This window comes from Pseudomonas sp. 1L-E-NC-VB-C3 (genome assembly GCF_057291535.1).
On sequence record NZ_JBXAWD010000002.1, the window covers coordinates 162,463 to 175,442 of the forward strand.

The following is a 12,980-nucleotide window of genomic DNA, read 5'->3' on the forward strand; positions in this document are numbered from 1 at the left end:
CACAAAACCTGTGGGAGCGAGCCTGCTCGCGAAGAGGCCAGCAGATTCAGCATAGATGTTGCGTCGGCTGGCGCTATGCATGATTGCATCGCTTAAACGCAAAAGATCGCAGCCTTGGGCAGCTCCTACAGGGAACGCATTCCAGAGTAGGAGCTGCCGAAGGCTGCGATCTTTTGATCTGCGCGTCTGATTAGGCCCGCAACGTCCGAGTCATCCGCAACGCCAGCAGACTCCCGCCGACGATCACCGCCGCCAGCACGTACAACGCTGCATCCGTCGAACCCGTGCTGTCCTTGACCCAACCCACCAGGTACGGGCTGAGGAACCCGGCCATCTGCCCCATCGAGTTGATCAGCGCCAGCCCACCAGCCGCTGCGCCCGCGCTCAGCATGGCGGTCGGCACCGGCCAGAACATCGGCAGGCCGGTCAGTGCGCCCATGGTCGCGATGGTCAGGCCGAGAATCGCAATCGCCGGATTGGCCGCGAAATTCACTGCGATCACCAGCCCGACAGCGCCCATCAGCATCGGCACCACCAAGTGCCAGCGGCGCTCCTTGCGCAAGTCCGCCGAACGCCCGACGACCAGCATGAACACCGCTGCGAGCAGATACGGAATCGCACTCAGCCAGCCGATCACCAGGTTATCGCTGAAGCCGAGGTTCTTGATGATCGACGGCAGCCAGAAGTTGATCGCATACACGCCGCTCTGGATGCAGAAATAGATCAGGCCGAAGGCCCAGATCGCTGGGTTCTTGAACACCGCAAGCAGCGAGTCGGTGGCGGTTTTCGGTTTGTTGGCGAGGTCTTCGGCGTGGTCGGCTTCGAGCACGGAACGTTCATGGGCGGTCAGCCATTTGGCATTGGCGAAGCTGTCGCTCAACAGGAAATACGCCAGCGCACCGAGGATCACCGTCGGAATGCCTTGCAGGAGGAACATCCACTGCCAGCCGGCCAGGCCACCCTGGCCGGCGGCGAAGTGGTTGAGAATCCAGCCGGAAAACGGGCTGCCGAGCAAACCGGAGACCGGGATTGCCGACATGAACAACGCCATGATCCGGCCACGGCGGAAGGTCGGGAACCACTGCGAGAGATACAGCACGACGCCCGGGAAGAAACCGGCTTCAGCGGCACCGGTGAAAAAGCGCAGGGTGTAGAACTCGGTCGGGGTGGTGACGAACAACAGGCAGGTCGACAGCGTGCCCCAGGTGATCATCATCAAGGCAATCCAGCGCCGAGGACCGAAGCGGGTCAGTGCCAGGTTGCTCGGCACGCCGCACAGCACATAACCGATGAAGAAGATGCCGGCGCCGAGGCCGTACACCGTTTCGCTGAATTTCAGTGCGTCGAGCATCTGCAGTTTGGCGAAGCCGACGTTGACCCGGTCGAGGTAGTTGAACAGATAGCAGATGAAAATGAAGGGAATCAAACGCAGGGTGATGCGTTTGTAGACGGCGTTTTTACCGTCGTCGATGGTCTGGGTAGCTGCGGCGCTCTGCGACATAGCGGCTCTCTCTTTATTATGATTTTTTGCGATGCAAAGGGTAACGTTGATCGCCCTGAGAGTCTCGGCCACCTTTGGCCGGATTGTCTTTGTGCCTGAGCACAGGGTTTGCCGCCAGACCCTGTGCGGCTGAACAACCGTTCGTGCCTGAACTGAAGGATTGCCGCCGCTATGTTCGAACTCGATCACGACCTTGCCCAGGACATCGTCGACCGGGCCATGGCCATTTTGCCGTACAACGTCAACGTCATGGACAGTCAGGGCCTGATCCTCGGCAGCGGCGAACCGGAGCGCATCAACACCCGTCATGAAGGCGCGCAACTGGTGCTGGCCAACGGGCGTGTGGTGGAAATCGACGCGCAGACGGCGGTGCATCTCAAAGGTGTGCAACCGGGGATCAATCTGCCGCTGCTGCTCGATCAGCGCTTGATCGGCGTGCTCGGCATCACCGGCGAGCCGGAGCAATTGCGCACCTACGCCGAGCTGGTGCGCATGACCGCTGAAATGCTGGTCGGCCAGCGCAACCAGCAGGCCGAGCAACAATGGCGACGGCAGCGTTGCGATGATCTGCTGGCGTTGCTGCTGAGCGAAGCGGGGGATTCGCCGCGTCTGATCGATGAGGCGCAGCAGCTTGGGCTCAAGCCGCAATTGACCCGGGTGCCGTATCTGTTTGAACTGGGGCTCGAGCACGGCCCAGGGCAAACCGTCGAGGCACTGAGTGCGTGGCTGACCTCGCGTTATCCGGACAGTTGGTGCGTGAGTTCGGCGAAGTCTTCGTTGTTGTGGTGTCGCCCGGCGAGCCAGAACGTCGAGCATGATCGCCTGCTGGAAAAACTCGATGGCCTCGGCTGGAAGATTTTGCGCATCGCCGTCGGCGGGCAGGCGGATGGTCTGGCAGGGTTGCGTCGCTGTTACCGACGAGTCGGCGATTTGCTCGCTTATGGTCGTGACGTGCTGCCGAATTCGAGACTGCTGACGCTCAATCGTTATCGCTTGCCGGTCATGCTGTGGCGTCATCGCAACGATGATGCGCTGGACGAACTGCTCAAGCCGCTGCGCCAGGTCATCGCCAAGGACAGCAACGGCCAGTTGCTGGCGACCCTGCGCAGTTGGTGCGAGCACGACGGGCAGAGTCAGGCCTGCGCTGAGGCGTTGGGCATTCATCGCAATAGTCTGCGTTATCGCATGGAGCGGATTGCCGAGTTGAGCGGGGTTGATCCGTTGAAGCTGGACGGGATGCTGGCGTTGTATCTTGGGGTGCAGCTGCTGCCGCAGACTGATCCATTGCCATGAGTTGTCCTTGAGGCCGCCATCGCTGGCAAGCCAGCTCCCACAGGTCAGAAGGCGTTCATAACTTCCATAGCCACCGCAGAACCCTGTGGGAGCTGGCTTGCCAGCGATGAGGCCGGTACGACCAACACATATCTTTTGTGGAAATGAACAATAAACGTCGACGCCACTTGTGCACCCGACTGGCGTCAACGCTCACGACCGCTGGCAGCATGAACGCCACTGCAACCGGAGAATTCCCATGAAAATCGTCATCGCCCCCGACTCGTTCAAGGACAGCCTGAGTGCCCAAGGCGTTGCCGAAGCCATTGCCCTCGGACTGGCGCAGGTCTGGCCGCAGGCGACGCTGATCAAATGCCCGATGGCCGATGGCGGCGAAGGCACGGTCGAGTCGATTCTTGCAGCCTGCGAAGGTGAGTTACGCCGCACCCGCGTGCGCGGTCCACTGGGCGCGCCGGTCGATGCTGCTTGGGGTTGGCTACCGCACAACCACACCGCGATCATCGAAATGGCCGAGGCCAGCGGTCTGCAACTGGTCCCGCCGGGACAGCGCGATGCCTGCATAAGCAGCACGTTTGGCACGGGTGAATTGATTCGTGCAGCGCTGGATGCCGGCGCGCAACGGGTGATTCTGGCGATTGGCGGCAGCGCGACCAATGACGCCGGCGCCGGGGCGATGCAGGCGCTGGGGGTGAAGTTGCTGGATGCGCAGAATCAGTCGCTGGTGCCCGGCGGCCTGGCCTTGGCGCAACTGGCGCGATTGGACCTGAGTGGGCTTGATCGACGTCTGGCCGATGTGCGTTTCGACATCGCCGCTGATGTCAACAATCCGCTCTGCGGCCCCCACGGCGCCTCGGCCATTTTCGGCCCGCAGAAGGGCGCATCGCCTGCGCAGGTTGAGCAGCTCGATCAGGCGCTGGGGCACTTCGCCGAGCTTTGCGCGCAAGCATTGGGCAGGGACGTGCGCGATGAACCGGGCAGCGGCGCGGCGGGTGGTCTGGGGTTTGCGGCCAAGGCTTTTCTCGGTGCGCAGTTTCAGGCGGGCGTCGAGGTGGTAGCGGAACTGGTCGGGCTCGCTGACGCGGTCAAGGGTGCGGATCTGGTGATTACCGGAGAAGGCCGCTTCGATGCGCAAACCCTTCGCGGCAAAACGCCGTTCGGTGTTGCGCGAGTTGCCAAACAACACGCTGTGCCGGTAATTGTGATCGCCGGGACCTTGGGCGAGGGCTACCAGGAACTCTATCAACACGGCATCGACGCCGCTTTCGCCGTGACCAGCGGACCGATGACACTCGAACAAGCCTGCGCCGAAGCACCGCGCCTGCTGCGTGAACGCGCCACCGATATTGCTCGGGTCTGGCAACTCGCCGCCCAACGCTGATCGGCTTGCCTATGTAGGAGCTGTCGAGTGCAACGAGGCTGCGATCTTTTGACTTTTAAAAGCAGGATCAAAAGATCGCAGCCTCGTTGCACTCGACAGCTCCTACCAAGGGCAGCGGAGCAGTTTTTGATTGTTGCCACGTCCTGAAAAATATTTACCGCAGACCCGAAACCTTCCTCAAGCCTGGCCGATACAACGGTCAGGCGCACACAAAACCACAATTCAGTGCCGCCGGACTGTCGCCCGCTATGGGCCAGTGCTCACGGCATGGACGCTCGTAGTTTCTTTCTTTCGAGAGTCCGACCATGTCCCTGCGTAACCTGAATATCGCGCCACGTGCTTTCCTCGGTTTTGCCTTTATCGCCTTGTTGGTGATTGTCCTCGGCGTGTTCGCGGTCAGCCGCATGACGGTCATTCGTCAGGCGTCGGTCGACATGGACACCAACCAATTGCCAAGCGTGACCCACCTCAGCGTGGTCACGGAAAACGTCCTGCGCATGCGCATTCTCTCGTTCCGTGTGCTGGTCAATCGCGAACCGGCCAGCCTGCAAGAGGCAGAAACCCGCATCGCGGTGCTCGTCGACAAGGTGCGCAAAGCGCAGGCCAGCTACGCTGCGTTGCCGGCAGGCCCTGAAGAGCGCGCGGTCTTCCAGACGTTTTCGACGACGCTCGATAATTACCTGCAAGCGCAGAATCAGATGATTGAGCTGTCGCGCAAGGGCGATCTGGAAGCGATGCGCGCGTTGATCAACACGCGCATCAAGGAAGGCACCGATCAGATGGGCGAGCAGCTCAACAAGCTGATCGGCATGAATACCGCCGGGGCCAGAGCGGCGGCCATTAAGGCCGGTGAAAACTATGACAGCGCCATCACCGGGATCATCATCGTCGCCGTGATTGCGGCGCTGGCCACCGTGTTGCTCGCCTGGTTGCTGACCCGCAGCATCGTCACGCCGCTCAACCGCGCCGTGCTCGCTGCGCAAACCATTGCTGGCGGTGACCTCAGTAAAGCCATCGAAGTCGACGGCAAGGACGAACCGGCGCGCCTGCTCGAAGCCTTGGCCGCGATGCAGACCAACCTGCGCAAAACCATCGAGCAGATCGCCGGTTCCGCCACGCAACTGGGCGCCGCTGCCGAAGAACTCAGCGCGGTCACCGAAGAAGCGTCGCGCGGGTTGCAGCAGCAGAACAACGAAATCGAACAGGCCGCCACGGCCGTCAACGAGATGACCGCTGCGGTGGAAGAAGTGGCGCGCAATGCCGTTTCGACTTCCGAAGCTTCCAATCAGTCGACCCACGCCGCCCGCGAAGGTCGCGATCAAGTGGTGAAAACCGTCGACGCGATCCAGACCATGACCCACGACGTGCAGAACACCGCGCAGATGATCGAAGGCCTCGCCGCGCAGGGCCGTGACATCGGCAAGGTGCTGGACGTGATTCGTGCCATCGCCGAGCAGACCAACTTGCTGGCGCTCAACGCTGCGATTGAAGCCGCGCGTGCCGGCGAGGCTGGCCGTGGCTTTGCCGTGGTGGCTGATGAAGTGCGAGCCTTGGCCCATCGCACCGCGCAGTCGACCCAGGAAATCGAGAAAATGGTTGCCGGCATCCAGAACGGCACCGGTGAAGCGGTCTCCTCGATGCAGCAAAGCAACCAGCGTACCCAGTCCACTCTGGAAATGGCCCGCGCGGCTGGCGTGGCACTGGAGCAGATCACGCAATCGATTCACCAGATCAACGAACGCAACCTGGTCATCGCCAGCGCGTCGGAAGAGCAGGCGCAAGTCTCCCGTGAGGTCGATCGCAACCTGGTCAATATTCGCGACCTCGCCACGCAATCGGCCGCCGGGGCCAACCAGACCAGCGCCGCGACCCACGAGCTGTCGCGACTGGCAGTGGATTTGAACGCGATGGTGGCGCGTTTCGTGATTTGAGATACGGTGAAGGCTGGAAACCGCGCTAACAGGAGACGTACATGCGCTATTCAGCCTTGACCCAACGAATCGCCGGGGAGGGTGCCGCTGCCTGGCAGATTCACGACCGAGCGCTGGAACTGCGCGCCGAGGGCGTTGATGTTTTGTTGTTGAGCGTCGGCGATCCGGATTTCGATACGCCGTTGCCGATCGTCCATGGCGCGATCGATAGCCTGTTGGCCGGCGATACCCATTACGCCGACGTGCGTGGGCGGTTCGAGCTGCGCAGGCTGATTGCCGAGCGTCATCGCCAGCGCAGTGGTCAACGGGTTGATCCTGATCAGGTGATTGTCCTGCCCGGCGCACAATGCGCGGTGTACTCGGTGGCGCAGTGTCTGCTCGATCCGGGCGATGAAGTGATCGTCGCTGAGCCGATGTACGTCACTTACGAAGGTGTGTTTGGCGCCTGCGGTGCCAAGGTGATTGCGGTGCCGGTTCGCCCCGAGAACGGTTTTCGTGTCGACCCGGCCGATGTCGCTGCGCGCATCACGCCGAGAACGCGCGCCATGCTGCTCAATAGTCCGAACAACCCCAGCGGCGCGAGTTTGTCCTTGCTGATCTGGCAGGAACTGGCAGCGCTGTGCATTCGCCATGACCTGTGGCTGATCAGCGATGAGGTGTACAGCGAGCTGTTATATGAAGGCGAGCACATCAGCCCGGCGAGCCTGCCGGGCATGGCCGAGCGCACCGCGACGATCAACAGTCTGTCGAAATCCCATGCAATGACCGGTTGGCGCATCGGCTGGATGATCGGCCCGAAACCCTTGGCCGAGCATCTGGTGAATCTGTCGCTGAGCATGCTCTTCGGTCTGCCGGATTTTGTACAGAAGGCCGCGCAAGTAGCGCTGCAAAGTGATCTGCCGGAAGTCTCTCAGATGCGCGAGGAATACCGCTTGCGCCGCGATCTGGTGTGCGAGCGTTTGCACGGTTGCCCTGGGTTGCAGCCGATTCGCCCGGATGGCGGCATGTTCGTGATGGTCGACGTTCGTCAGACCGGCCTCGGCGCCCAGGCATTTGCCGAGCGCTTGCTGGAAGGCTACGGCGTGTCGGTGTTGGCCGGCGAAGCGTTCGGGCCGAGCGCGGCGGGACATATTCGTATCGGGCTGGTGGGGGATCGGGTCAAACTGGCGGATGCCTGCGCGCGGATTGCCTTGTGTGCGGTGCAGCTGTTGCAGGCGCGCAGTGCCTGAGGGTCTTGCATTGCCTGAACCGGCGCCTTGCTGATCGTTCCCACGCTCCGCGTGGGAATGCCTCTAGGGACGCTCCGCGTTCCAACTTTCGGAAGGGACGCGGAGCGTCCCGGGCTGCATTCCCACGCTGAGCGTGGGAACGATCAGCATCAAGGATTCACCAGATTCGCCGGCCGCTGTCCATTCAACGCCGCCAACAGATTCTCCACCGCACACCGCGCCATTGCCTCACGCGTTTCGTGGGTCGCCGAGCCCATGTGCGGCGTCGCCACCACGTTGCTCAACTGCAACAATGGCGAATCATGATTCAACGGCTCGCGCTCGAACACATCCAGCCCTGCCGCGCGAATCCGCTTGCTGCGCAACGCCTCGATCATCGCCGCCTCATCAACCACCTTGCCCCGCGAGATATTGATGAAAATGCTTTCCGGCCGCATGAGCGCAAATTGCTCGGCGCCGATCAAACGTTCGGTCTGCGCCGTCAGCGGCAAGGTCAGGCAAATGAAATCGGCCTGCTGGAGCAACTCTTCGAGGCTGCGATATTGTGCGTCGAAACGCTCCTCGACCGCCGGTTTGCGCGACTGACTGTGGTAGATCACCGGCATGCCGAAACCGAAATGCCCGCGCTGGGCCAGGGCCTCGCCGATGCGGCCCATGCCGATGATGCCCAGCGTCTTGCCGTGCACATCGGTGCCGAAATGCGCCGGGCCGATGTTGCGGCTCCACTGCCCGCCACGGACCATGTTCGCCAGTTCGACCACCCGCCGCGCGGCAGCGAGGATCAGGGCGAAACCGGTGTCGGCGGTGGTTTCGGTGAGCACGTCGGGGGTGTTGGTCAGCAGAACCTTGCGCCGATTCAGATACTCGATGTCGTAGTTGTCAACACCCACCGAGACGCTGGCAATCGCCTCCAGCTGCGGCGCCAGATCCAGCAGCGCGGCATCTAGTTTCAGGCTGGCCCCGAGCAAACCGTGGGCGCGGGGCAGGGCATCGCGCAGCTGCATGAGGCCGTCGGCGTCGAGGCTTTCGATCAGCGTTACGTCAAACTGCTCTTGCAGGCGCGCCATCAGCGCGGGCGAAAGTTTCTTGTACAGCACGACCTGTTTTTTCATGGCAAAAGTCCTTTCAGGAATGCGCCGGCACACGCGGCGTGGCGACGGCTTTGGCGACGACGCGATCACTGGCGCCGGGCTTGAGGAAAATCGTCAGTACCACCGACAGCAACAGCGCGCCGCTCATCAATAAATAGGAAGCGCCGGGCGAACCGGTGGAGCTGTTCAGATAACCGACCAGATACGAGCCGCCAAAAGAACCGAGCGCGCCCATGCTGTTGATCAGCGCCATGGCGCCGCCAGCGACGTTGGCCGGCAGGATCTCCGGGACGATGGCGAAGAACGGCCCGTACGGCGCGTACATGCAGGCGCCGGCAATCACCAGCAGCGTGTACGACCACCAGAAGTGTTCGGCGCCCAAGGCATACGAGCCGTAGAACGCGATGGAGGCGATCAGCAGCGGCGGCCAGACGAAGCGTTTGCGCTTCTGCAATTTGTCCGAACCCCACGACACCGCGAGCATGCCGATCACCGCCGCCAGATACGGCAGCGCCGACAGCCAGCCAGCCTCGATCATGTCCATCTGCGCGCCGGCCTTGAGGATCGACGGCAGCCACAAAACGAAACCGTAGACGCCGATGCTCCAGCAGAAAAACTGCAGCGCCAGGATGATCACCTTCGGCGAACGGAACGCCTCGGCGTAGTTCTTCACCGCTTTGATCCCGACCTGCTCAGCGGCCAGCGCGCTTTCCAGATCGTGTTTTTCCTGCTCATTGAGCCACTTGGCCTGAGCTGGTCGATCATCAGCCAGACGCCACCAGATAAACGCCCACAACACCGCCGGCAGACCTTCAATGATGAACATCCAGCGCCAACTGAAATGCTGCACCAGATAGCCCGACACCACCGACATCCACAGCATCGTCACCGGGTTACCGAGGATCAGAAAGGTGTTGGCCCGCGAACGTTCGGCACGGGTGAACCAATGGCACAGATACACCAGCATCGCCGGCATCACCGCCGCTTCGACCACGCCGAGCATGAAGCGAATGACGATCAGCCAATAGGCGTTGGACACCACGCCGGTTAACGTGGCCAGACCACCCCAGAGGATCAGGCTGACGAAAATCAGCTTCTTGACGCTGTGCTTTTGCGCGTAGATCGCGCCGGGAACCTGGAAGAAAAAGTAACCGAGAAAGAACAGCGCACCAAGCAGCGAGGACAGACCCGGTGTGATCATCAGGTCTTCGGCCATGCCCGACGCGGCGGCAAAACCGTAGTTGGCGCGATCAAGATAGGCCAGGCTGTATGTGATGAACACAATCGGCATGATGTACCACCAGCGGCGGGTGGCGAGGGTAGCGGTTTTCATCGGTGTGACTCCTGAGCTTGTTGTTTTTGTCGCAGCAGGTTCATTGATTTGCGGTAATCAGGCGGGCTTCTTCGCGAGCAGGCTCGCTCCCACAGAGGATTGCATTCCAAATGTGGGAGCGAGCCTGCTCGCGAAGGCGGATTCAAATTCAACCGATAACTCTTGGCGAGTCGGCAACCCCTCCATGTCGCCACGACTCTGCACCGCGCGACTGCCAATCCAGTTCGCTCGCTGCACGGCCTCGGCAAAACTCTGGTGCTCGAGCAGGGCGCTGATCATGCCGACCGCAAAGCCATCTCCGGCACCCACGGTATCGACCACGTTGCTCACCGGCACGCCGGCAACGAAACCCTGATCCAGCTGCGTGCGGTAATAAGCGCCCGCAGGCCCGAGCTTGATCGCCACGGCCTCGGCGCCCTGATCCAGATAGAACGCAGCAATGTCGGCCGGGTCGTCGAAACCGGTGAGCAAGCGACCTTCACTCAACCCCGGCAGGACCCAGTGGGCAAGGGCGGCGAGGCGGTTGATCTGGCGGATCATCTCGCCCTCGCTGGCCCACAGGCTCGGGCGCAGATTCGGGTCGAACGACACGCTGCGCCCGGCGTTGCGCATCCGGGTCATCAGCTCGAAGGACATTTCCCGGCTGGTACCTGACAGCGCCGGCGGAATACCGGTGGCGTGCAAGTGACGGGCGCTCAGCAGGTTGTCGCTGATGGAGTGCGGCGACAAATGACTGGCCGCCGAACCGCGCCGGAAATATTCGACCTGCGGGTCGCTGCCATCGTCGTTGCGCGATTTGAACTGGAAACCCGTTGGCTGGTTTTTATCGACTTCGACGTGGCTGCAATCCAGACCTTCCTTGATCAGCGTCTCGACCACAAAGCGTCCGAGCGAATCGTTACCGACCCGGCTCAGCCACGCGACGTTGAAACCCAGGCGCGACAAGCCGATCGCGACGTTGCTGTCGGCCCCGGCAATCCGTTTGTGAAACTGCTCGACCTTGGCCAGATCGCCGGTCTGCTCGGCGACGAGCATTGCCATGGTTTCACCGAAAGAAAGAATATCGATCTCAGACATGAGCTGGCTCCAGGCGCGATTGACCGAGGCGGGCGAGGGCGGCGACGTGTTCGCGGGTCAGTTGCACCAGGTCATCGCCTTGCAGCGGGTATTCGGCGGCGCGCATAACGCCTTGGTCCATGTGCCGCAGCAGTTGTTCCCACAGATGCAGATCGCTGATGGCCGGCGGTACGGCGATCAGTTTGCCGTCGGCGCGGCGCGCAACGGCTTTGCAATGCACATAACCGACGTGACGGCCGAGCGCGCGTGCGGCGCTGGCGGCGGACTGGTCCTGCCAGTGCCAGTTGCCAATGTCGAAGGTCATCTTGATCGGCAGGTTGTGTTGCTCGACGGCGGTAAAGAAACGCTGGAACGGTTCGATACGTCCGCCGTGCAAGGTCTGGTCGTTCTCCACCAGCAGTTGCACCGGGCTTTGCTTGAGTCGCTCGGCCAGTGCCTGCAAGTCAGAGTTGTCGGTGAAATAACCGAGGGACACTTTCAGCCATTTCGAGCCGAATGCCTGGGCCTGTTGCAGCGCGGTAATCAGTTCGGGATTTGGCTGCGCTTGCCCTGCGAGCCAGAGTTCGGTGGGTGAGGAATAAATGCTTTGCAGGCCCTGCGCCTGGGTAGCCTGAGCCAGTTGCGCCGGGTCTTCACGGGTCAGCAGCTCTTCACGCCACTCGATGCGATTCGCCCCGGCTGCCGCGAGGATGTCGATAAAACAATCTTGCCCACGCTGGCGCACGAGCTCGGCACCGTAGCTGGACAGACTGATGGAAACGGCGGGTTTATTCATTGTTATTGACCTCTGAAACCGGTTTCATTTTTGTTCAAAAAAAATCAGGTGATTCTGTAGTGTTTTTGCAGGCCCTTTCGCGAGCAGGCTCGCCCCCACATTTGCAACACGGTCACCTGTGGGAGCGAGCCCGCTCGCGAAAGCGCCAGATCAGACGCCGCCAATCCCTCGGGTCGAACCCCGCTCAATCAGCACCGGCGCAAAATCCACAATTCGCGCCACCTCATCATCCCCGCGCAAGCGCTTGAGCAGACACTCAAACGCCCGCGCGCCTATCTCTTGCGTCGGCTGTGCCAGCGCGGTAATCCCGCTGCCCACCAGCGGATACCAATCCAGATCATCCAGGGCAATCAGCCCGACATCCTCGAACAAGCGCACACCGAGTGCGCGCAACGCGTGAGTCGCCGCCAGCGCCGCCACGCCATTGGCGCAAAACAGTGCTTTCGGACCGTCACCGGAGGTGCTTAGAAAAGTTTGCAGTTGCGCCTTCAGATCATCGCCGGTTTCCAGCACCGCCCCGGTCAGGGCCGAGCGCTGGGCAATCTGCGCTTGAAAACTGCTGACCCGTTCGATCCGCGAGCTGGTGCCGTCAAACGGTTCGGTGACCATCAATAGGTCCCGATATCCGCGCTGCTCAAGGTGTGTGAGTGCCATTTCAACCGCTTGCGGGTTATTCAGTCCGACCATGTCGCTGTCGAGCCCGTCGACCTTGCGATCCACCAACACCATAGGCATCTCGCGGCGCAGCTCATGCAGTTCGTCCCGGTGATGGCCCAGCGTGTTCACGATCAGCCCTTCGATGTTGTAAGAGCGCAACAGCGCCAGATGCTGGCGTTCCTGCTCGTCATCGCGGTCGGTGTTGCACACCACCAGGCTGTAGCCGTGCGCACGGCAGGCGGTTTCCACCCCGTGCATCACGGCAATCGAATAGGGGTTACGGATATCGGCGACGAGCATGCCGATCAGCCGAGTGCGCCCGCGTTTCAGGCCGCGGGCCATTTGGTTGGGGCGGTAACCGAGTTCATCAATCGCCTGCTCGATGCGCCGGGCAATGGCATCGGAGAGCAGCGCGCGGTCGTCGCCAATGAAGCGCGAGACGCTGGCCTTGGATACACCAGCGCGTTCGGCAACATCAAGCATGGTCACGCGGCTGCGCTGGGCGGCGGAGAAGTCGTTCAATGGGGCAGACCTTATTTTTGAAATGTAGCGTTTTAACGGCATGGATACCGCTGAAACCGGTTTCAGAAGACACTATCTGACCTTGAGCCGTCAACCTTCAAATGCAGCGGAAGCAGTCACGGCAAAATGGATTTCCGACAAACGGTTGCTTTACCTGTCAGATCTGACAGTAGGCATCTTTCCAATACCAGCG

At 61.4% G+C, this 12,980-nt stretch carries 10 protein-coding genes; 4 read left to right on the plus strand and 6 right to left on the minus strand.

Annotated elements, in window-relative coordinates; all coding sequences use genetic code 11:
- Nucleotides 1–190: 190 nt before the first annotated feature.
- Nucleotides 191–1,501, minus strand: a complete 1,311-nt coding sequence (locus tag AC0Z5Z_RS04190; RefSeq protein ID WP_039762752.1) for an MFS transporter — start codon at nt 1,499–1,501, stop codon at nt 191–193.
- 171 nt (nt 1,502–1,672) lie between these two features.
- On the opposite strand from AC0Z5Z_RS04190, the gene AC0Z5Z_RS04195 reads away from it, so the two are divergent.
- The 4 genes from AC0Z5Z_RS04195 to AC0Z5Z_RS04210 all read left to right on the plus strand — a co-directional run bounded on the left by AC0Z5Z_RS04195 (nt 1,673) and on the right by AC0Z5Z_RS04210 (nt 7,332).
- Nucleotides 1,673–2,794, plus strand: a complete 1,122-nt coding sequence (locus AC0Z5Z_RS04195; protein WP_150635138.1) for a sugar diacid recognition domain-containing protein — start codon at nt 1,673–1,675, stop codon at nt 2,792–2,794.
- A 238-nt stretch (nt 2,795–3,032) separates the two neighbouring features.
- Nucleotides 3,033–4,172 (plus strand): glycerate kinase, encoded by a 1,140-nt coding sequence (locus AC0Z5Z_RS04200; protein WP_485610731.1) that lies wholly within the window; start codon nt 3,033–3,035, stop codon nt 4,170–4,172.
- Nucleotides 4,173–4,477: 305 nt separating this feature from the next.
- The gene (locus tag AC0Z5Z_RS04205) at nt 4,478–6,103 is read left to right on the plus strand and encodes a methyl-accepting chemotaxis protein (protein ID WP_150740940.1); all 1,626 of its coding nucleotides are present in this window, start codon (nt 4,478–4,480) and stop codon (nt 6,101–6,103) included.
- 41 nt (nt 6,104–6,144) lie between these two features.
- On the plus strand, nt 6,145–7,332 hold the full coding sequence (locus tag AC0Z5Z_RS04210; RefSeq protein ID WP_485610732.1) for a pyridoxal phosphate-dependent aminotransferase: 1,188 nt from the start codon (nt 6,145–6,147) through the stop codon (nt 7,330–7,332).
- A gap of 149 nt (nt 7,333–7,481) precedes the next feature.
- Here AC0Z5Z_RS04210 and AC0Z5Z_RS04215 read toward each other — a convergent pair whose 3' ends face one another.
- From AC0Z5Z_RS04215 to AC0Z5Z_RS04235, 5 genes are all read right to left on the minus strand, one after another.
- Nucleotides 7,482–8,444: a 2-hydroxyacid dehydrogenase gene (locus tag AC0Z5Z_RS04215; protein WP_252886298.1), complete on the minus strand. Its 963-nt coding sequence runs from the start codon at nt 8,442–8,444 to the stop codon at nt 7,482–7,484.
- A 13-nt stretch (nt 8,445–8,457) separates the two neighbouring features.
- Complete coding sequence (locus AC0Z5Z_RS04220) at nt 8,458–9,756, minus strand: MFS transporter (protein WP_041480189.1); 1,299 nt, start codon at nt 9,754–9,756, stop codon at nt 8,458–8,460.
- Between the two features lie 57 nt (nt 9,757–9,813).
- Nucleotides 9,814–10,833 (minus strand): sugar kinase, encoded by a 1,020-nt coding sequence (locus AC0Z5Z_RS04225; RefSeq protein WP_485610733.1) that lies wholly within the window; start codon nt 10,831–10,833, stop codon nt 9,814–9,816.
- Nucleotides 10,826–11,608, minus strand: coding sequence for a sugar phosphate isomerase/epimerase family protein (locus AC0Z5Z_RS04230; RefSeq protein ID WP_252878284.1), 783 nt, complete (start codon nt 11,606–11,608; stop codon nt 10,826–10,828). The genes AC0Z5Z_RS04225 and AC0Z5Z_RS04230 overlap by 8 nt, the downstream gene beginning before the upstream one ends.
- 150 nt (nt 11,609–11,758) lie before the next feature.
- Nucleotides 11,759–12,787 (minus strand): LacI family DNA-binding transcriptional regulator, encoded by a 1,029-nt coding sequence (locus AC0Z5Z_RS04235; protein WP_485610734.1) that lies wholly within the window; start codon nt 12,785–12,787, stop codon nt 11,759–11,761.
- Between the last annotated feature and the right edge of the window lie 193 nt (nt 12,788–12,980).